A 19,731-nucleotide genomic window follows, 5' to 3' on the forward strand; every position below is an offset into this window, starting at 1 on the left:
TTTTCGAGAAAATTCTGGCAAAATCTTTCAATGACTTGGGAATTATGTTAGAATGAAGTGGTAAATAATTTTAATAGAAGAGGTATGTGAAATGTCACGTAAACCAATTATCGCCGGAAACTGGAAGATGAATAAGACTGCTGCAGAAGCTCGTGAATTTATTGATGCTGTGAAAAACAATATTCCTTCAAACCAACTCGTTGATACTGTTGTGGGCTCTCCTGCCCTCTTTCTTGAAGGCATGAAAAAAGGCGTTAAAGATACTGAATTGCAAGTAGCTGCCCAAAACTGCTACTGGGAAGACTTTGGTGCTTTCACTGGTGAAACAAGCCCAGCAGCGCTTGCAGCTCTCGGTGTTGAATATGTTATCATTGGTCACTCAGAACGCCGCGATTACTTCCATGAAACAGACGAAGAAATCAACAAAAAAGCTCATGCTATTTTCGACCACAATATGACTCCTATCCTTTGCTGTGGTGAGTCTCTTGAAACTTACGAAGCAGGAAAAACGGCTGAATGGATTGAAGGACAAATTACTGCAGATCTTAAAGGTTTGAGCGCTGAACAAGTGTCTAGCTTGGTTATCGCTTATGAGCCAATCTGGGCTATTGGTACTGGTAAATCAGCTGATGCCAACATTGCTGATGAAATCTGTGGTGTTGTTCGTTCAACAGTTGAAAAACTCTACGGTACAGAAGTGGCACAAGCCGTTCGTATCCAGTACGGTGGTTCTGTAAAACCTGAAAATATTGCGGAATATATGGCTAAAGAAAATGTTGACGGTGCCCTTGTTGGTGGTGCTTCACTGCAAGCCGATAGTTTCCTTGCCCTTCTTGACTTCGTAAAATAGGTGTCTGTAATAAAACACTATAAAAAGCAACTCTACCCAGAGTCGCTTTTTTTGTTGCTTCGCTTTATTATCATCGTCCTAAAATTTTTTTAATAGTATTTAGAACTTTATATTTTAATGGATTTGGATAGTAGCGAAAGGTTCCCGTTTTACGGACGATATAGCCGTTGAAATTCTGTTTAAACTTCAAGACACCATCGCTATTATCAAAAATCCCCTGAATACCTAAGAAATTGTAGGTTGGGATGCCACGTTTTAAGGCTTCTAACATGACATATTCCTGCAGGAGGGCAGGTGCATAGAATTTGTTAAATTCTGTATAAGAACCGCTAAAAAGATAGATAGCTTCTTGTTTCGTATAGACAAAAAGGCTGCCTGCCAAGATGACGTCATCTTGGCCATATTGTTCAATCAGCTGTCTAGCTTCGCTTTTACGAACCTCAAAGGTTTCATACTGACTGGAGAATTCCCGAAGCTGATTTTGTTTTTTTTCTGAGTTTGGATTTTTTTCTAAGTCAGCTTGCAATTTAGAAATCTTTTGTCCCAGTTTATCCTGATCGTCCTGCAAGTGTCCTAGGTAGTCTTGGAAGTTGATACTAGCCACCATAAATTCAGCCTTGTCCCCCCAGCTATCATAGAAATCCTGATAGTAGTCTAGGGGTTTGTCGGTATAATCACGACGATCTGATGTTGTGGACGTAATCTCTTTGAAGATTGATAATTCCTCGCGCTGGAGCTTACGCAATTTGGTCCCAAAAGTCTTAGACTTTTTAACTAGCGGACGTCCCTTCTTGCTGAAGGATTTTAGCAGATTATCTGCAGTAAGAGCAGTCATATCCTTGACATAATGCCAGTCAGGTTCACCGCCCGGATAGCCAGTCTGAAGGCCATCGTGCTGAAAGCCTAAATCGGTTAAAGTTTTAATCAGCTCAGGGCGCTCTTGATCACTGGGCTTACCATCACTGTCAAAAGTTTGGTAGGTATCATAGGGTTTCACAATAAGCTCTAGAACCCCCTGGTTCTTAGCATAGTCCTGCAAAGCTTGATAAAAATCACTGAGATACCTAGTATCTGTTGAAAAGGGGCCGGAATTAATTTCCATGTGGAGGCCACCAGTCATAGGGATAGTGAAAAGCAGGGCAGCCACTTGCAGCTTCCCATCAGCTTTAAGCCCTACATAGCTGATACTATAACCGCGTCTGCGAAAGAGGTCTGCCATTTCAACGGATTGCATGAAGGATTTGTAGGAAACTTCTTGGCTGAATTGTTCAAAAACTTCTTGACTCAAAATTTCAAACGTCATTAGTGGTTGCTCCTTGCTTGTTTCCGTTTATTGTAAGCAAACATGGCTGGTTTATAGAGAAGGCTGACAGGGATATTAAACTCACCGATAAATTCTTCGATGGTTGGATTAAAATTAGATTTGAATTTAGTCAAACCGTCATCCAATGTTCCTTCGACACCGCCCATATTGGCCCAGGTGATACCATCAGTATAGGCATCTTCAAAAACTTTAGGATAAAGGGAATACTGTGGATAAAATTTCTTGAATTCGTCGTTCATCCCGGCGTAGAGCATTTCCATAACATTACCGAAACGAACAGATAAAATTCCAGCGATAATAAGGTCATCATCGTATTTATTGACAAAGTCTTCAAATTCCGCAATATATTTTTTTACTGAGTTTTGTTGCTGAGTCAATTTGGTCAGTCGCTTCTTTTGATGGTCAGCCGTTTCTGATAAATCTTTTTCAATCTGCTCCAGCTGCTCTTTGTACTCAGCTAAACGCTTGGACAGATTAACCTTAGCCAAGTGCAGATAGGCATCATCACCATAGATGGACATCATCTTTTTAAAATAATCATAGTTCCGGAGGGCAACTCCCTTGCGATTTTCTGTCAGTGCAACAACATCAGCAAATGCTTGAACATCATCAATACTGCCGCGACTTGTTACAACCCCACGATTATTGGCATCTTTCATTAACCGTTTAGTATGTTTGGGGAAGGTTGCTGCCATATCTTCTTGAGTGTAAACGTTGGCTTGAAAACGAGGCTGAATGCTCTCTGCGATTTCACTTGTTCGTCCAGTCCACTGTGCCCCAGCTTTTTGAAGTTTATCTAAGATAGCCAGAGTATCAGGGTTTTCTTCAATCTCTTCCCCGATCTTATATGCTTTTAACAGCAAGGCTGGATCAAACTTAATAAAAAGGGCACGTTTTGATTTCCCATACTTTTTCAAAGATTGGATAACAAAATTAACAAGGTCTTGATCCGTATAATCCATGATTGGTCCGCGCGGAATATAGAGCATGGTAAAACCTAGAGGCAGGCGCTTAATCAGGATAGAAGCAGATGCAATTTGGACCTCATCTTTGTAAAAACCAATGCGCTCATTGCTCCAATTATCCTTGACCTGTGCCCAAGCACTGCTTTGGAGTAGGTTGGTCTGATTGCTTGCTTTAGCAAAATCATCGTGTTCTTGTGCTGAGATACCAACTTTATAGGTAAACATTAATTTAAGACCCACTTTCTAAGGGCGTAAGCAACGCCGGATTCATCATTTGATTTGGTAATATGTTTGGCAATTTTTTTCAATTCAGGATTGCCGTTGGCCATCACAACGGGGTGCCCGACAACTTCCAGCATAGCTCGGTCATTTTCCTCATCACCGATGGCCATGGTCTCATCTAGACTATACCCCAGATGCTGCGCTAGGTGTTTAACAGCTTCCCCCTTGCTGGCAGTCTTATTGAGAATTTCCAGATAGAAAGGTCGGGACTTCACGATTGTGAAACGCTGATAAAAATCTTCAGGAATCTTGGCGATAGCAGCATCCAATAGTTCAGGTTCATCAATATACATAGCTTTAACGAAGTCTTTATCAGTGACTTCTTCAGGTGTACGGTAGAAAATAGGCATGCTGACTAGGGTAGATTCATGGACAGTATATTTTCCAATATCACGATTGCTGGTATAGATACCATCTTTAGTGATAGCATGCGAGTGGATCCCCAATTTATTCGCTAAGACCTCAATATCCAGATAGTCCTCATAGGCTAAACTATCTGAAAGCAAATCCTGACCGGTTGCTGTATCTTGAACCAGTCCGCCATTGAAGGTAATGACATAGTTGTCAGGTTCATTTAAATGGAGTTCGTTTAAAAGACTTTGGACACCAATGATAGGACGGCCAGTTGTAATAACCACTTTGACCCCAGCAGCCTTGGCCTCTTGGATAGCATCAAAGACATCAGCAGTAATCTGACGTTCGCTGTTAACCAAGGTGCCATCAATATCAACAGCCACGAGTTTAATTGCCATAGCATCTCCTTAATTATCAATTATAAAAGTATAGCTAATACTCTCTGAAAATTAACAGGATCTCGGTAATTCTCTTTGAGCATAAAATAACAGCCTTTCTAAAAAAGCAAAACACCTCTACTATATTACTAAAAATCCTGCCATTTGTCATGACAGGCAGTAATAGCATGAGACGCTAAAAGCTCTGAAAATAGATAACAGAACTCTATAGGTAAGCACTTAGCACGAATTTTCTAGTGGTCTAACATCATTATAGGGATACTTCGGTTGAGTGCTCTACAGCAGATAATCATTTTTGGAATAGCTGAGAAATTGTTTTTTTTCGTCTTGAAAGAGATCATCTGTCTCCAGCATTTCAGCAGGAAAATAGAAGCGGTAATCACCGTGGATAGTCCCTGTCAATGACTTGACAAGGGCTGATTCTTGGCTGAGTTCCTTGAGGTTGTCATCCTTTTGCAGCAGTTCAATCTGTGTTCGAGGGCTTTCTTTCTCAGGTCGATAAATGTCGTAAGGAAGATCAAAATTTTTGTGCTCTGCCGTATAATACTCTGGATCATAGCCTATAGCGGCCACTAATTTTTTTAAATCTCGCAAGTCTGTTTGGCTATCTTTAGTTAAAATCAAGGATTTAAAGAGCTTGCGGTTGATAAAACGATTGGCCAAGTCAGCTAGAATAGCATCGTCTGCCTGCATCCAGGCTTGAAAGTAGGTATTCATCACACCGTCATCTAAGTGCAAATAATCCTGCAAATTGTAATTGTTTTCAAAAAAAGGAATCAAGCAAGGAGAGGTCTGAATGAAGTAGGAGCGCTGTTGAGGATAGAGTTCCTTAGCGCGTTTCAGCAGATTTTGAAGTAAGACCTCCATTGCCCGACTGGCAGGGTGAAAGTAGACCTGCATATACATTTGGTAACGGCTAACTAAATAGTCCTCAATGGCATGTGTCCCGTTGATTGTGAAGGCAATCCCGTTACCAAAGGGACGGATAACGCTGAGAATGCGGGTGAGGTCGAATTGACCATAGCTCGCTCCGGTATAATAAGCATCGCGCAGCAGGTAATCCATACGATCGCAATCAAGTTGGCTGGAAATGAGCTGTTCCACCTGTTTATTAGGATAGGTATGGTTGATTACGCTAGCAACCTTATCAGGAAAATCGGGAGATATTCGGCGCAAGGCAGCATTGACCTGAGTAGCAGGATTGGTGATAATATTTTGGGTGATAGCCTCGTGGTCTGTACCAAAGAGGCGCTCAAAAGTATGAGAATAGGCACCGTGCCCCAAATCATGGAGGAGGGCTGCAACCATGGTCAACTGACTGTCTTCTTTGTTCCAGTCCTCAGGATAGCGCTGCTCAAAATAACTCACAAGGCGGTTTGCGATATGATAAACGCCCAAGCAATGTGAGAAACGGCTGTGCTCAGCACCGTGAAAGGTATAACTAGTTGTAGCTAGCTGCTTAATACGGCGCAGACGTTGAAATTCACTAGTATTAATAAGATCATAAACAAGAGGATCTGTAACAGATATATAATTGTGAACAGGATCACGAAAAATTTTTTCCTTCATAAGTTTTAGTATAGCAAAAATTGCGAAATTAGGCTGAAATTGATAGAATATTAGAGCAAAAAGACAGGAGAAAAAACTATGCAAATCTACATTCATAACACCATCAGCATGGAGGGAGAGACAGAAATTATCAACGAGAGCCACAACTGTGAGTGGAAACAAAAAGGGAATTATGATTACCTGATTTATCACAATAGTGACGGTGAAAAAGTTGTTATCAAATTTAATGATGATGAATTAACCATGACCCGTTTTTCAGCTCCAAAAACAGTTATGCGTTTTACACCTTCTCTACCCTCAACCGCCGTTTTTCCTACCCCTGTTGGAATGCAGTATTTTCAAATAGAGACTGGTAAGTTCACAGTTGATAGAGAACAGCAAACTATTCAGATTAATTACCTACTAAAGTCCTCTGCCCCAGAGACTAAGGGTATCCTTGCAAGCTACCACTTGAAAATTTTTTGGCGGCAATAGGATATTACTATTGCACTGAAATAATATTTTAAGGATTAAGAGCTTTCAAATTTCAGTAATGGTGATACAATAGAGTAAAAATAGTAAGGAGTTGATAATTTTGAATAACAGCCAGCTAGCAGACGATATTATAAAAAATGTTGGTGGTAAAGACAATATTAAAGATGTACGATACTGTACAACACGTTTACGGTTACGTTTAAAAAGAGTTAATAAAGCTAATGCCGACATGCTTAAGCAACTAGATGGGGTTGCTATGGCCCTTTATACGAACGGGCAGTATCAGCTTGTTATGTCTAATGTTAAAGAAGTTTATGATAGTCTTGTTTCCACTGGTATCAAGGGTGTCGGACAGGTAGATACACAGGATGCTTGGAATAATTAGAACCAAGTTACCTGCAAACTCTATACAAAACAGATAAAAGGCTAAGGAATAATCTTGGCCTTTTTAGTTACTTTAATTGCTAAAATTCAAGAGCAGTATTCAATTATTTGCTAAGTCATTAATTTTTTATAAGTCCCTTTTGGTGAGATACGGTCTAGCCCTAAATTTGTTAAAATTTGGAACAAGCATTAGGTTGTGCCAGATGAGATAATTTAAACTTGTTTCAAAAGAAAACATTTAAACTTTTTCTCTGCTTAACGAAAATTCAAAAAGGTATTACCATAGAATTTGTAAAACGCTTACACAAAACGTGTTATCGGAGGTGTAAAAATGACAATACAAATGATTCTTGCTCTGGGCATTTTAGCCTTGATGATCATCATGATCATGTCTGACAAATTCGCTTTTGGAGCTCCTCCAGTTTTTGCCTGTTTACTTTTAGTTTTAACAGGTTTATCTACGGTTCAGGAGGCTTTTGCTGGTTTTATTAACTCAACTGTCATCATGATTGCTGGTTTCATGGTTGTGATGGCCGGTTTAATGAAAACCAATTTAATCGGACGTGTCCAAACGACAATTCTTAGCTTAGTTAGTAAGGGTGGCTACAAGAGCTATATCCTGCTACTTATAGTTGTCATGCTAGGAGCTAGTTTAATGGGAACAGGAGCAACTGGTTATTATGTTTTGATTCTTTCGCTAGTTTCAACAATTCCTTATAATAAGAAATTACCAACTTCTAAATTAATGATGCCTTTGGGATTTGCTACAAATCATCCCTTGCTTCCATTTAACGTGGCCTTGACATATGGTGTTACAGTAAGTGTTCTACAAGCTGCGGGGTACAATGAAACTTTATCAATGGGACGATTCGCACTTGCCAATTTCTTTCTCTCTATTGGCTTTTTAATATGGTCTGTGTTTGGTTATCGTTTCCTACCAGATCATTCTGTAACAGATACTGCTAAAAATGCCGTTGAGAGTCAGGAGCAGCAGCAAACAGAGCTGCCAACGTGGAAAGAGCGAGCCACTATTATTGCCTTCATTATTAGTGTTGTCGGCATGATGATGTTAAATTATTTGGGCGAAGCTGCCTATATTATTCCTAGTTTAGCAGGTGCCTTTCTCTTATTCTTTGGACACTGATGGCTGGAGGTAGAGGAGGAATTGCTGGCTGTTCAAACGTTTATCCTTATACCATGGCACAGATTTATGAGCAGTTTGTTGCAGGTCATCTTGAAGAGGCTCGGCGCTATCAAGATTCTATCCGTTCTTTCCGCAATTGTTTTAAATTTGGCAACCCCAATACTATCGTTAAATACGCGGTTGCAGAACTAGGCTACCCTGTCGGGAAGTGCCGTGCCCCCTTCAATCAGCTGTCGGAGTCAGGTCTTTTAGCCCTTCGTCAGGTCCTTGCTGATAATCAAGAAAAAGGGATGAGGTAACTGAACATTCTAAGAAATTGAATTTATTTCACGCGGCTTATCTAGACAGTGAACATCATGGTTGCTGTCGCTTTTTATGGGCTGTGTCCCTTAATAACTAAACACGCCTGCGCTCCTATGGGGTTCAGCAGTCAGGAAGAAGCTACTGAAATTTGGTGCTTAATCCTTGGTCAGATTCCCTAAATTTCTTTTAGCCCTCCATAGCTTCCTTAGTGAATCGTCATTCTGTTTTTTAAATTCCTTGGAGCACTTACTTAGTAGTTTATGTATAGGAGAAATATGATGAAAAAAATCATTGGTATTACGATGGGAGATCCTGCAGGCATTGGTCCTGAGATCTCTATTAAGGCTTTTAACAAACCTGAACTATATGAGCGCTGTCATCCCTTGCTTATCGGGGATCGCTCGCTTGTTGACTATTACCTAGAAAAACATCCAGAAGTGACTTTGACAATCAATAGTATTAAGCATCCAGCAGATGGCCGATATGAGTATGGTACCCTTGATATGATTGATTTAGGCCTTATTGATATAACTACATTTAAGGTTGGGGAAGTTTCAACTGCTGGAGGAGATGCTGCTTTTCAATATGTAAAAAAGGTCATTGAGTTAGCCTTGGCTAAGGAAATCGATGCAACTGTTACCAATCCGCTCAATAAGGAAGCGATGAATGCAGCTGGACATCACTATGCTGGTCATACCGAAATCTACGCCGATTTAACAGGAACGGACAAGTATACCATGATGCTAGCAGATGGCAACCTTCGTGTCGTTCATGTATCAACACATGTGTCGCTGCGCGAAGCTTGTGACCGTGCAACCAAAGAACGTGTCTTAGATGTTATCCGAATTGCCGATCAGGCATGTAGAAATCTCGGCCTACAAAATCCTAGAGTAGCAGTAGCTGGACTGAATCCTCACTGTGGAGAAAATGGACTTTTTGGTCGTGAAGAAATAGAGCAGATTAATCCGGCTGTCGAAGCAGCTAAAGCTGAAGGGATTAATGTAGAAGGCAGTCTACCTGCCGATACTCTTTTCTCCAAAGCTAATGGCGGTATGTACGATATTGTTGTTGCCATGTATCATGACCAAGGACATATTCCTTTGAAACTTCTTGGTTTTGTCTACGACCAAGAAAAAGGCAACTGGCAGGCTGTTCAAGGGGTAAATATCACGCTTGGTTTGCCTATTATTCGCGCTTCTGTAGATCATGGAACGGCTTTTGACCAAGCAGGTAGTTGGAGTGCCAGTGAGATCAGCCTAGAAAATGCAATTGATTACGCTATCCGTCTAGCAGAAAATTCATAGAAAAAGGAGACTGTCATGATTATCGATCGTATGGAGCGTTTGGAAAAATATGCTGCTGTTTTGCCTCACCTAACCCCAGCTCTAGAAGCGATGGAGACCTATAAAGATAGCTGGGAAACTGGTGTTCGTTATCCCTTTGATGGTGGGGTTGTTTTCTTTCAAAAGGGGAGTACAAAGCCCTTAGTGCAGGCACAGTTTGAATCTCATAAAAAATACATTGATGTTCAAATTATATTAGCTGGTGCTGAATATGCGGCTCTAGAAGACTTATCAAATTTGTCTGTTGCCATTCCCTATAATGATGAAAAAGATGTTGCTAAATATAGTGGTGAGACGCAGCACTACATGAAAATAAGTTCAGGTATGGCTTATGTTTGCTTCCCATGGGATGGGCATAAGGCTGTTTTTCATATGGAGGAGCCGTTAACATTCACAAAAGCTGTCATTAAGCTAGAAATAGATACGAATTAAGATTGGAGGCAACGGTATGGAGCTAACATTACCAAGTGTACGAGTTTCTGAACCCAACGGTGTAGTTTATCGAGATGAATTTCTAAATGTTGACTTTGGTTTAATTCCAAGAGGAGGTAAGGCAACGGCCCATGCGCCAGCTCTGATTGAAACCCAAGACGGTGGACTATTATGTGCTTGGTTTGCAGGTTCATTTGAAGGCAGCGGTGACATTTCCATTGCTGTTTCAAAACTTAATCCCAACAGCCAGATTTGGTCTGAAGCTACAATTGTTTCCAAGGGTAAAGACCGAAGTGAGCAAAACCCTGCCTTTTTCCGTGCTCCAGATGGTCAAATTTGGCTAATCTACACGTCTCAGCTCAGCCGCCAGGAAGGTAAAGATAACATGCAGTTTACCTCTGTGATCATGGTTCAAAAATCAAGCGACGAAGGTCAGACATGGGAAGAGCCAGAGGTTCTTTTCCCAGAAGAAGGAACCTTCTCGCGTCAAGCCATTCAGATTTTGAGCAATGGCCGTTGGATTTTTGCAACCTGGCTGTGTGAAGATTCAGCTGAAGGCTTGACCAATGACCCTACAGAATTTCGAGTGTCTGATGATGCTGGTCAAACATGGAAGCGTGTCCGCATGCCTGAAAGCAATGGCCGGGTGCATGCTAATCTGATTGAGGTTGAGGCAGGACATTTAGTGGCTTTCATGCGCAGCCGTTTTGCAGATAATATTTATATCAGTGAGTCTTACGATTTTGGTGATACATGGAGTGTACCACAAAGGACTGTTCTGCCTAACAATAATGCCAGTATCAGCGCTATTAAGCTCCAGTCGGGTGAGATTGCTCTGGCTTACAATGTTAATGCTACCCGTCATCCGGAATTCGGTAAGGTTGCTTGGCCGGGTCTTCGCAATCCAGTAGCTGTCTCTGTGTCAGAAGACCTTGGTAAAACTTGGCCTATCGGCCGTGTCTTTGAAGCAGCCGAAGGGTTTATTGGGGAAGAAAACAAGACCAATAATGCTCAGTATGAATATCCGACGCTTTACCAAACTAGGGATGGCCTGCTTCATTTGGTCTACGCCTACAAAAATAGGCTCTGTATCAAATATGTGCGGTTTTCAGTTGCCGATCTATTTGGAGAAAAAAGAGAAACAGATGGTATCTATAATCCGACTTCGGGTCAAGGTATTGAGAAGTAGTTAAAGTTTTGCTATAATGATTAACATATCAAGGGAGTAGCAGACGATTCTAAGGAACAGGTTGGTTGGTTAGAATCGTGTCAGTGTCGTCATTACGAAAGAAATTTCCGGCACAGACTTAAACGGCGAGACTTGTTTTAAAAAACAGGTCTCTTTTATATTATTGATTATTATGAGAGAGACCAAAAGGAGTGAAAAAATTGGCAAAAGAACAATTAAAAGCCCCCTACCATGTCCAGACAAGCGATGATGTTTTAAAAGAACTAGACAGTTCCAAAGAGGGACTGTCTAATAGTCAGGCGCAGCAGCGCTTGTCTGAGTATGGTCGTAATGAACTTGACGAAGGTGAAAAACGAGGCCTTTTGGCCAAATTCCTTGATCAGTTCAAGGATTTAATGATTATTATCCTCTTGATTGCAGCAGCTCTGTCTGTTATTACTGAAGGTATGCACGGCTTGACTGACGCCTTGATCATTTTAGCTGTTGTTATCCTCAACGCTGCTTTTGGTGTTTATCAAGAAGGTCAAGCGGAAGCCGCTATTGAAGCCCTCAAAGATATGTCCAGTCCTTTGGCGCGTGTCCGTCGTGATGGTCATATCGTTGAAATTGATTCTAAGGAACTGGTTCCAGGGGATATTGTGCTTTTAGAAGCGGGTGACGTTGTCCCTGCGGATATGCGTCTTCTGGAAGCAGCCTCACTAAAAATTGAGGAGGCGGCCTTGACAGGGGAATCTGTCCCTGTTGATAAAGACCTAGAAGCAGATGTTGCAGAGGATGCTGGTATTGGTGATCGTCTCAATATGGCCTATCAGAACTCTAATGTAACCTACGGCCGCGGTTTGGGTGTTGTCACAAATACTGGTATGTATACGGAAGTTGGGAAAATCGCCGATATGCTGGCAAATGCTGATGAAACAGAGACACCGCTCAAGCAAAGTCTCACACAGCTGTCCAAAGCCCTTACCTATCTTATTGTCGTCATTGCTATTATCACTTTTATCGTTGATGTCTTCTTTAGAAAAGAACCGCCGCTCAATAGCTTGATGACAGCAGTAGCCTTAGCAGTAGCAGCAATTCCAGAAGGACTGCCAGCTATCGTTACCATTGTTTTGTCCCTAGGGACAACAACTCTAGCTAAACGCAACTCAATTGTGCGTAAGCTGCCAGCCGTTGAAACATTGGGTTCCACTGAGATCATTGCCTCAGATAAAACGGGTACTCTGACCATGAATCAGATGACCGTTGAAAAGCTTTACACTAACGGCCAGCTTCAAAGTTCAGCAGCAGATATTGCAGCAGACAACAATACTTTGCGTATTATGAACTTTGCTAATGATACCAAGGTTGATCCAGCCGGCAAACTTATTGGCGATCCGACAGAAACCGCCCTTGTGCAGTTTGGTTTTGATCACAATTTTGATGTTCGCGACGTCTTAAATGCAGAGCCGCGTGTCGCAGAATTACCATTTGACTCAGAGCGCAAGCTCATGTCAACTATTCATAAGCAGGAGGATGGCCGTTATTTTGTGGCCGTTAAGGGGGCACCAGACCAGTTGCTCAAGCGTGTCACGCAAATTGAAGAAAACGGTACTGTTCGCCCAATTACCGATGCAGATAAGGAGGCTATCTTAACAACTAATAAAGAACTTGCAAAACAAGCTCTGCGTGTTCTTATGATGGCCTACAAGTATGTATCTGAAGTGCCAACACTTGAGACAGAGATAGTAGAGGCTGACCTTGTTTTCTCAGGCTTGGTCGGCATGATTGACCCTGAGCGTCCAGAAGCAGCACAAGCAGTAGCAGTCGCCAAAGAAGCTGGTATCCGTCCAATTATGATTACGGGTGATCATCAGGATACGGCTGAAGCCATTGCCAAACGACTCGGAATTATCAATGAAAATGACCACGAGGACCATGTCTTTACTGGCGCTGAGTTGGATGAATTGTCTGATGAAGAATTCCAAAAAGTCTTCAAACAGTATTCTGTCTATGCACGTGTATCGCCAGAGCATAAAGTGCGTATTGTCAAAGCTTGGCAAAACGAAGGTAAAGTCGTTGCGATGACGGGTGACGGTGTTAATGATGCTCCTTCTCTCAAAACAGCAGATATCGGTATCGGTATGGGAATTACAGGTACAGAAGTGTCCAAAGGAGCATCAGATATGGTACTGGCCGATGACAACTTCGCGACTATTATCGTTGCAGTTGAAGAAGGACGTAAGGTCTTCTCCAATATTCAGAAGTCTATCCAATATCTGCTCTCTGCCAACATGGCTGAAGTCTTTACGATCTTCTTTGCCACCCTCTTTGGCTGGGATGTATTGCAGCCGGTTCATCTTCTCTGGATTAACTTGGTAACAGATACTCTACCAGCTATCGCTCTTGGTGTTGAGCCTGCTGAGCCTGGTGTCATGACCCATAAACCGCGCGGCCGACAATCAAACTTCTTTGATGGTGGTGTGATGGGAGCCATTCTCTATCAGGGTTTCCTACAAACCCTCCTCGTTCTCGGTGTTTATGCCTGGGCCCTTATTTTCCCAGAGCATACAAGCAATCATGATATTCATGCAGATGCGCTTACTATGGCATTTGCTACTCTTGGCTTAATCCAGCTTGTCCATGCCTTTAACGTTAAGTCTGTCTACCAATCTCTCTTTACAGTTGGACCATTTAGGAATAAGACGTTCAACTGGGCTATCCCAGTAGCCTTCTTATTGCTGATGGTAACCATCGTTGTACCAGGATTCAATAAACTTTTCCACGTTTCCCACCTCAGCTTAACTCAGTGGTTGGCTGTAGTGACTGGCAGTCTGTTAATGATTGTTATCGTTGAAATTGTTAAAGCAGTTCAGCGTATGACAGGGCAAGATAAGAAAGCTATATAATGTTTAGAAACACCCCATGACTATGGCAGCTTCTTAGAGCTAAAGTTTGGGGGTGTTTTTTAATGCCCCAACTGAAATTTTTAATATCTAGCAAAGAAAGTCAAGTCAGGTTGACATCTTAATAGGCTGAACTGTCTTGAGAAAAGCCCTACTTTAGGGCGCCACCTAGAAATTGGGGAGGCAGCATACTCCCTTAACGAACGGTAGTCAGTCCTAAGGATGATAAGGCAGCCTGCCAAGCGGTTGCCATGGCAGAAAGCAAGAAATTAATTGACCGCGCTTTAGAGTATTTTAATGGAATTTATCTGATTACACCCTTTTTACGCTATGATTTGCCCTTGGATTTGATTGACTATATTCAAGAAAGGAAATCTTAATGTACCAAGGACAGAGAGACTAGGAGAAATTAAAAAACGAATGAGCCGGAAGGCCAATAGGCCACCGGATTCATTCGTTTTTGGCAGGGTTAAACTTCAATTTTGTAAGATTACCTTAAACCACTTTGTTTTATCTAATAATTTAGTCCCTAAAAAATGGATTGAAGGTTTTTTCATGGCCGATAGTGGTATCAAAGCCGTGGCCGGGATAAACTTGGTAGTGGTTAGGCAGCGTAAAGAGTTCTTTGCGGATGGCGTCAAGGAGCTGCCGGCGATTGCCAGTCGGAAGATCAGTCCGACCAATGCTTTCGCAGAAAAGGGCGTCGCCCGAAAAAACAACCTCATCAGTCTTGAAGATTAGTGAGACGCTGCCCCGAGAGTGGCCGGGTGTCGGGACAACCGAGAAGTTAAAACCACCTAAATCGTAGGAATGGTCGAATTGAAAGAACCGATCAGCTGGTTTGGCTGTAACATCTTCCATATCGCTGTGTCGTGGCAGACCCGAGAGATTGTCTATAGGACTACCTAGCCAGTCGGCCTCCTCTTCAGAAATATAGACTGGTGGCTCCTGAAAGTGGTCGCGTACGATATCTACGCTCATAATATGGTCGTAGTGGGCATGGGTCAGGAGAATAGCACTCACTGGTTTAGCGATACTGGCCAATTTTGTGATAATCGCCTGGCTGTTACTACCGGGGTCAATTACTAGAACCGCCTGTTCATTTTCCAGAATATAGGTATTTTCAAGCGCAACATCATTAAGTACTTTATAAATTTCCATACCCTTAGTTTAACAAATTGCTCCTCTTTTTGAAATTAAAAGGCAAAACCCCTGATAGATTAAGTCTCAATCTAAACGAAAAGGCAAGCTATAAAAATAAGGTTAGCTGCCTGAAGGTGGAAAAGAGGGGTGGCAGTTATTAGTCATAGCTCCAAATAGCCTCACTACTCTAAAGCTTAGAACTCTAATAAGTAGCTGTTTACGTCTGGTTTTAAGCCCAAATTCATTATTTCCCACTGTGCCCAAGGCATGAGGTTACCGCAAACGCTAGTAAATAAAATTACTTAAGATTGTTTTCGTTACTGGGGGTGAGAGGGCGAGTAAATAATCAGAAAATTTTGTCATCTCCATAGAATTATACCCAGAAATGTGATAGACTAGAGGGGTAAAAATAAAAAGAGGATTAGCTATGGATAGAAAACTGAATTTTGTAATGATCTCTCCTCATTTTCCTACAAATTTTGAACCCTTTGCCCATCGTTTGCAGGCTAATGGATTCAATACTTTAGGGATTGCGGATACCCCTTATGATGACTTGTCCGATGGCTTGAAAGCCTCTCTGACGGAATATTACCGTGTGGATAATATGGAAGACTATGATCAGGTTTACCGTGCAGTAGCCTATTTTGCCCATAAATACGGACGGATTGACCGCATTGAATCTCACAACGAATATTGGTTGGAGTTAGATGCCAAGCTGCGGACGGATTTTAATGTTTTCGGCTATAAAACTGAGGATATGCTGGCCATTAAAACCAAACGCCAAATGAAAGAAATTTTCCGTAAGTCTGGTATTAGGGTAGCTCAGGGCGATGTCTTCCATACTGATGATCAGGCACGTCAGCTCGCCCAAAAATTAGGCTTTCCTGTCATTATTAAACCCAACTCTGGTGTCGGTGCCTCTGACACTTATAAGATCAAGTCCGATCAGGAATTAGAAGAGTTCTTTGGGTATAAGACAGCTGGTGTCGAGTACATTATGGAAGAATTTATCGATGGGGACATCGTCACTTTTGATGGCTTGACTGATCACGATGGCAATATCGTCTTCTACTCTGGTCTAGAATATAAGGAGGCCGTCCTTGAGACCTTGGACCACGATAGTGATATGTTCTACTATGTTCCCAGAGAATTTTCACCTGAATTAATTGAGCTTGGTAAAAAATGCGTTCAAGCCTTCAATGTCAAGGAGCGTTTTTTCCACTTTGAGTTTTTCCGTGTTAAAAAAACCAAGGATCTCATGGCCTTGGAAATTAACTGCCGTCCGCCAGGTGGTTTGACAATCGATATGTGGAATTACGCTGATGATTTTGATATCTTTGATCAGTATGCCAAGGTTGTTAGAGACAATCAGTTTACAGCTGATATTCAGCATCGTTATAATGTTGTCTATATTTCACGCAAGGCTAATCGCCATTATGTTCATAGTTTAGAAGATATCCATCAGCACTTTGGTGAACAGATTATCTTGACCCAGTCAGTTCCAGGTATCTTCGCCCAGATTATGGGGGAAGTCGGCATTCTGGCTAGAACTGAGACGATGGACGAGTTGCGCGATTTGGTCTCCTATGCCCAAGCCAAAGAATCTTAAGTGGGTTGAAAAATCAGTATAAAAAGCGCAAGTCATAACAGACAGCAGCAGTGAATAGGCCTGTCCTCGCTGTATACTTGTTGTCATTATTATTTGAAAGGAAGATTTCGTCCTGTGGGGCTGGCAATTAGATGGGAGTAGTAGTTGTAAACTAGACGATATTCCAAGTTTAATTGCCTAGAGCTTCTGTGGTCGTATTTGGTAACTTAGTATATGCACTTTGAAAGAAGAAGTCAGTGGTCGGGGGAGCTCGGCCGCGAGATGTATTTTAATGTTTATGGTCATGCCGGTAAGCCTGTGGTGGTTTTTCCATCATCTGGTGGCAGTCAGAATGAGTATGCTGATTTTGGCATGATTGAGGCTTGTCAGGATTTTATCAATCGTGGTTTGGTAAAATTTTATACCCCTGATTCCTTGGACAAGGAATCTTGGTTAGCCCCAGGGAAATCAGGTCATGATATGGCCTTGGCTCATGAGGCCTACGACCGTTATATTGTCAATGAGTTGGTTCCCCTGATCCGTTATGAGTCCAACTGGCAAGGGGGCATGATAGCAACTGGCTGTTCTATGGGAGCCTTTCATACCATCAATTTTGCCCTGCGTCATCCGGATCTGTTTGATGTCGCCATTGCTCAATCAGGTGTTTATGATGCCCGTTTCTTCACGGGTGAATATCATGGTGATCCGGCGGTTTACTACAATTCGCCTATTGATTACCTTTGGAATCAGGAAGATAGCTGGTTCTTGGATCGCTATCGGCAAAATGCTTTTGTAGTCGCTGTCGGTCGGGGAGCCTGGGAAGGTCCTCATATTGCGGATACTAGACGCTTGGAAGAAGCTTTTGCGGCCAAATCAATCCCAGCTTGGTTTGATTACTGGGGCAATGATGTCGCCCATGACTGGGAGTGGTGGCGTCAGCAGATTCCTTATTTCTTGGCTCGTCTAGAGGCCGAAGGACGGATTTAAGTCAACATTACTAGAAAACATAAAAAGCAAGCAGAACTGGTACCCGAAAGGGGAAAATCTGCTTGCTTTTATGATGGATAAATAAAAAATTGGGACTAAATGATGATGTCTCAATTTTTAGATATCTCAATTTACTCTTTCAAGGTAAACTGTAAAAATTCAAGGAAATGGTCTGCCCAGTATTTCTCGTGGTGGATTTCATTGGCCATCACTCGCAATTGAATCTGCTCCATAGGCGTTCCTGATTTAAGCAGAGACTGATAGTAGTGGAGGCTGCAGTCGATATAGGCTTGATTCATATTTGGAGCAAACTGTTCATCAACCTCATCGCCTTCCTTGGTGCCCACCTGAATATAGACCTTGGTATCCTTTTTCAGTGGGTGACTATTGCAGTAACGCAAAAAATCACGTTCGCTGAACCAAGAAGCCAGTGAGAAGACTCCCAAACCACCAAAAACGTTCGGATAGGCTGCTCCCATATAAGCAGTAATAATACCGCCCATGGATGAGCCAGCTAACAAAGTATGCTCAGGGTCTGATTTGGTACGATAGGTTTTATCGATAAAAGGTTTAACAGTATTGACTAGCCAGTCTCCGTAAGCCATTCCATCCCCGCCGACACTGGCGGTTTCAGGCGTGGTACCGACATCTGTCATCCATGGTGCGTATTCGTTCAGACGGTTGCCCTCAGCATTGTCAATTCCCACAACAATGACCTTGGGTAATTCCTTGTGATTTTTGATGGTGGGGATGATTTTCCAGGAGTAACCGGAGAAGGATTCCTTGCTGTAAAAAATATTTTGGCCGTCATGCATGTAGAGTACAGGGTAGCTGGCCCAGTCTTCCTTGGCATAATCTTTGGGAAGAAGCACTCGAATACGGCGCTCTTCATCATAGTAAGGGACATGCAGGTAATGTTCTTCCATTTCCAGATAGTAATTGTTGAGTTTCGTTCGCTTCATTGTTTTCCTCTGTCTCATAACTGTTCTTATTATAGCATAAAACAGCATCATCTAAAAAAGATTAAAATTTTTTAAATCATAAATAAAATGTTAAAAATTCTTAAAATTGTAAGCCTTTTCTTGTCAATAAAGATAGAAAAAGATATAATAAACCCATAAAATTTTTGGAGGTTGTTTTATGTCTAAAGTTGCTATTGTTACCGGAGCTGGTCAAGGTATTGGTTTTGCCATCGCTAAGCGCTTGCACCAAGATGGATTTAAAATTGCTATCCTTGACTATAATGAAGAAACTGCTCAAGCGGCTGTTGAGCAATTGTCACCTGACACGGCACTTGCTGTTGTCGCAGATGTATCTAAGCAGGATCAAGTGGCAGCAGCCTTTGATAAGGTTGTTGAGCATTTTGGTGATCTGAATGTCGTTGTCAACAATGCGGGTGTTGCTCCGACAACGCCTCTGGATACTATCACACCAGAGCAATTCGAGCGGACCTTCGCAATCAACGTTGGAGGTGTTATCTGGGGCAGTCAAGCAGCTCAAAAAGTCTTCAAAACACTTGGTCACGGTGGTAAAATTATTAATGCGACCTCACAAGCAGGTGTTGTTGGTAACCCTAATCTAACGATTTATGGCGGAACAAAATTTGCGGTACGTGGGATTACCCAAACCTTGGCGCGTGACTTGGCTGATGATGGTATTACAGTCAATGCTTATGCACCAGGCATCGTAAAAACACCGATGATGTACGATATTGCCCATGAAGTTGGTAAAAATGCTGGTAAAGATGACGAGTGGGGTATGCAGACCTTTGCCAAGGATATTACTCTCAAGCGTCTATCTGAACCAGAAGATGTAGCTAATGCCGTAGCCTTTCTCGCAGGTCCAGATTCTGACTATGTTACAGGTCAGACCATTATTGTTGATGGCGGTATGCAGTTCCACTAATTGATTAGTTCAAGAGACTGGGATTACCAGTCTCTTTTTTATATAATAAGGAAAAAGAGTAAGAAGTGAGGAATTACTTTGAATATTTTTGAAAAGTTAGCCCAAGGTGCTCTTCTGGTTGATGTGAGAAACGCAGAAGAGTACGAGCACAGTCATATTGCTGGAAGTCAGCTACGACCAGTGGACAGATTAAGAAGGTAGTGAAGTTGTCGTCA

The 19,731-nt window shown here is 42.0% G+C and carries 18 protein-coding genes and 2 pseudogenes; 14 read left to right on the top strand and 6 right to left on the bottom strand.

From position 1 onward, the window contains the following. Positions 1 to 91: 91 nt before the first annotated feature. Positions 92 to 850: a triose-phosphate isomerase gene (gene tpiA, locus ACVR1G_RS04425; protein WP_447451994.1), complete on the top strand. Its 759-nt coding sequence runs from the start codon at positions 92 to 94 to the stop codon at positions 848 to 850. Positions 851 to 920: 70 nt separating this feature from the next. Here tpiA and ACVR1G_RS04430 read toward each other — a convergent pair whose 3' ends face one another. The 4 genes from ACVR1G_RS04430 to ACVR1G_RS04445 all read right to left on the bottom strand — a co-directional run bounded on the left by ACVR1G_RS04430 (position 921) and on the right by ACVR1G_RS04445 (position 5,742). Then, a complete protein-coding gene (locus ACVR1G_RS04430; RefSeq protein ID WP_447451995.1) occupies positions 921 to 2,153 on the bottom strand; it encodes an aminoacyltransferase in 1,233 nt (410 codons plus the stop codon). Continuing rightward, positions 2,153 to 3,364, bottom strand: coding sequence for an aminoacyltransferase (locus ACVR1G_RS04435; RefSeq protein ID WP_447451996.1), 1,212 nt, complete (start codon positions 3,362 to 3,364; stop codon positions 2,153 to 2,155). Before ACVR1G_RS04435 ends, ACVR1G_RS04430 begins: the two co-directional genes overlap by 1 nt. Beyond that, positions 3,364 to 4,173: a sugar-phosphatase gene (yidA, locus tag ACVR1G_RS04440; RefSeq protein ID WP_447451997.1), complete on the bottom strand. Its 810-nt coding sequence runs from the start codon at positions 4,171 to 4,173 to the stop codon at positions 3,364 to 3,366. The genes ACVR1G_RS04435 and yidA overlap by 1 nt, the downstream gene beginning before the upstream one ends. A gap of 276 nt (positions 4,174 to 4,449) precedes the next feature. Next, entirely contained in the window at positions 4,450 to 5,742 is a 1,293-nt protein-coding gene (locus tag ACVR1G_RS04445) for an HD domain-containing protein (protein ID WP_447451998.1), read from the bottom strand. Positions 5,743 to 5,820: 78 nt separating this feature from the next. Here ACVR1G_RS04445 and ACVR1G_RS04450 point away from each other — a divergent pair, with 78 nt between their 5' ends. The 9 genes and pseudogenes from ACVR1G_RS04450 (at position 5,821) to ACVR1G_RS04490 (ending at position 14,273) form a co-directional block, all read left to right on the top strand. Further along, positions 5,821 to 6,216, top strand: coding sequence for a YwiB family protein (locus ACVR1G_RS04450; protein WP_447451999.1), 396 nt, complete (start codon positions 5,821 to 5,823; stop codon positions 6,214 to 6,216). A 100-nt stretch (positions 6,217 to 6,316) separates the two neighbouring features. Further along, the gene (locus tag ACVR1G_RS04455) at positions 6,317 to 6,601 is read left to right on the top strand and encodes a PTS transporter subunit EIIB (protein ID WP_447452000.1); all 285 of its coding nucleotides are present in this window, start codon (positions 6,317 to 6,319) and stop codon (positions 6,599 to 6,601) included. Positions 6,602 to 6,931: 330 nt separating this feature from the next. Next, positions 6,932 to 7,738, top strand: a pseudogene (locus tag ACVR1G_RS04460) (SLC13 family permease); the annotation flags it as partial. After that, a pseudogene (locus tag ACVR1G_RS04465) lies at positions 7,723 to 8,043 on the top strand (dihydrodipicolinate synthase family protein); the annotation flags it as partial. The pseudogenes ACVR1G_RS04460 and ACVR1G_RS04465, both read left to right, overlap by 16 nt. A 279-nt stretch (positions 8,044 to 8,322) precedes the next feature. Then, the gene (gene pdxA, locus ACVR1G_RS04470; RefSeq protein WP_447452001.1) at positions 8,323 to 9,351 is read left to right on the top strand and encodes a 4-hydroxythreonine-4-phosphate dehydrogenase PdxA; all 1,029 of its coding nucleotides are present in this window, start codon (positions 8,323 to 8,325) and stop codon (positions 9,349 to 9,351) included. Between the two features lie 15 nt (positions 9,352 to 9,366). Then, on the top strand, positions 9,367 to 9,822 hold the full coding sequence (locus ACVR1G_RS04475) for a NanQ anomerase/TabA/YiaL family protein (RefSeq protein WP_447452002.1): 456 nt from the start codon (positions 9,367 to 9,369) through the stop codon (positions 9,820 to 9,822). 16 nt (positions 9,823 to 9,838) lie between these two features. Next, positions 9,839 to 11,011: a sialidase family protein gene (locus ACVR1G_RS04480; RefSeq protein ID WP_447452003.1), complete on the top strand. Its 1,173-nt coding sequence runs from the start codon at positions 9,839 to 9,841 to the stop codon at positions 11,009 to 11,011. Positions 11,012 to 11,211: 200 nt separating this feature from the next. Further along, positions 11,212 to 13,896 carry a cation-translocating P-type ATPase gene (locus ACVR1G_RS04485; protein ID WP_447452004.1) on the top strand — a complete coding sequence of 895 codons (2,685 nt, stop codon included), beginning with the start codon at positions 11,212 to 11,214 and terminating at the stop codon, positions 13,894 to 13,896. Between the two features lie 248 nt (positions 13,897 to 14,144). Beyond that, complete coding sequence (locus ACVR1G_RS04490) at positions 14,145 to 14,273, top strand: hypothetical protein (protein WP_447452005.1); 129 nt, start codon at positions 14,145 to 14,147, stop codon at positions 14,271 to 14,273. 142 nt (positions 14,274 to 14,415) lie between these two features. Here ACVR1G_RS04490 and ACVR1G_RS04495 read toward each other — a convergent pair whose 3' ends face one another. Beyond that, entirely contained in the window at positions 14,416 to 15,054 is a 639-nt protein-coding gene (locus tag ACVR1G_RS04495; RefSeq protein ID WP_447452006.1) for an MBL fold metallo-hydrolase, read from the bottom strand. A 409-nt stretch (positions 15,055 to 15,463) separates the two neighbouring features. Between ACVR1G_RS04495 and ACVR1G_RS04500 the strand changes: the two genes are divergently transcribed. Then, positions 15,464 to 16,645: an ATP-grasp domain-containing protein gene (locus ACVR1G_RS04500; RefSeq protein WP_447452007.1), complete on the top strand. Its 1,182-nt coding sequence runs from the start codon at positions 15,464 to 15,466 to the stop codon at positions 16,643 to 16,645. Between the two features lie 213 nt (positions 16,646 to 16,858). Beyond that, positions 16,859 to 17,611, top strand: coding sequence for an esterase family protein (locus ACVR1G_RS04505; protein WP_447452008.1), 753 nt, complete (start codon positions 16,859 to 16,861; stop codon positions 17,609 to 17,611). 131 nt (positions 17,612 to 17,742) lie between these two features. Here ACVR1G_RS04505 and ACVR1G_RS04510 read toward each other — a convergent pair whose 3' ends face one another. After that, positions 17,743 to 18,573 carry an alpha/beta hydrolase gene (locus ACVR1G_RS04510; RefSeq protein WP_447452009.1) on the bottom strand — a complete coding sequence of 277 codons (831 nt, stop codon included), beginning with the start codon at positions 18,571 to 18,573 and terminating at the stop codon, positions 17,743 to 17,745. A gap of 178 nt (positions 18,574 to 18,751) precedes the next feature. On the opposite strand from ACVR1G_RS04510, the gene ACVR1G_RS04515 reads away from it, so the two are divergent. Together ACVR1G_RS04515 and ACVR1G_RS04520 are read left to right on the top strand one after the other, a co-directional pair. Beyond that, complete coding sequence (locus ACVR1G_RS04515) at positions 18,752 to 19,516, top strand: (S)-acetoin forming diacetyl reductase (protein WP_447452010.1); 765 nt, start codon at positions 18,752 to 18,754, stop codon at positions 19,514 to 19,516. Positions 19,517 to 19,594: 78 nt separating this feature from the next. Continuing rightward, on the top strand, positions 19,595 to 19,717 hold the full coding sequence (locus ACVR1G_RS04520) for a rhodanese-like domain-containing protein (protein WP_447452011.1): 123 nt from the start codon (positions 19,595 to 19,597) through the stop codon (positions 19,715 to 19,717). The last annotated feature ends 14 nt before the right edge of the window (positions 19,718 to 19,731 follow it).

This window comes from Streptococcus dentasini (genome assembly GCF_053206945.1).

Bases quoted from the DNA above. Each gene is read 5' to 3' on its own strand.
- tpiA (WP_447451994.1), top strand. From the start codon at position 92: ATGTCACGTAAACCAATTATCGCCGGAAACTGGAAGATGAATAAGACT.
- ACVR1G_RS04430 (WP_447451995.1), bottom strand. From the start codon at position 2,153: ATGACGTTTGAAATTTTGAGTCAAGAAGTTTTTGAACAATTCAGCCAA.
- ACVR1G_RS04435 (WP_447451996.1), bottom strand. From the start codon at position 3,364: ATGTTTACCTATAAAGTTGGTATCTCAGCACAAGAACACGATGATTTT.
- yidA (WP_447451997.1), bottom strand. From the start codon at position 4,173: ATGGCAATTAAACTCGTGGCTGTTGATATTGATGGCACCTTGGTTAAC.
- ACVR1G_RS04445 (WP_447451998.1), bottom strand. From the start codon at position 5,742: ATGAAGGAAAAAATTTTTCGTGATCCTGTTCACAATTATATATCTGTT.
- ACVR1G_RS04450 (WP_447451999.1), top strand. From the start codon at position 5,821: ATGCAAATCTACATTCATAACACCATCAGCATGGAGGGAGAGACAGAA.
- pdxA (WP_447452001.1), top strand. From the start codon at position 8,323: ATGATGAAAAAAATCATTGGTATTACGATGGGAGATCCTGCAGGCATT.
- ACVR1G_RS04475 (WP_447452002.1), top strand. From the start codon at position 9,367: ATGATTATCGATCGTATGGAGCGTTTGGAAAAATATGCTGCTGTTTTG.
- ACVR1G_RS04480 (WP_447452003.1), top strand. From the start codon at position 9,839: ATGGAGCTAACATTACCAAGTGTACGAGTTTCTGAACCCAACGGTGTA.
- ACVR1G_RS04490 (WP_447452005.1), top strand. From the start codon at position 14,145: ATGGCAGAAAGCAAGAAATTAATTGACCGCGCTTTAGAGTATTTTAAT.
- ACVR1G_RS04495 (WP_447452006.1), bottom strand. From the start codon at position 15,054: ATGGAAATTTATAAAGTACTTAATGATGTTGCGCTTGAAAATACCTAT.
- ACVR1G_RS04500 (WP_447452007.1), top strand. From the start codon at position 15,464: ATGGATAGAAAACTGAATTTTGTAATGATCTCTCCTCATTTTCCTACA.
- ACVR1G_RS04505 (WP_447452008.1), top strand. From the start codon at position 16,859: ATGCACTTTGAAAGAAGAAGTCAGTGGTCGGGGGAGCTCGGCCGCGAG.
- ACVR1G_RS04510 (WP_447452009.1), bottom strand. From the start codon at position 18,573: ATGAAGCGAACGAAACTCAACAATTACTATCTGGAAATGGAAGAACAT.
- ACVR1G_RS04515 (WP_447452010.1), top strand. From the start codon at position 18,752: ATGTCTAAAGTTGCTATTGTTACCGGAGCTGGTCAAGGTATTGGTTTT.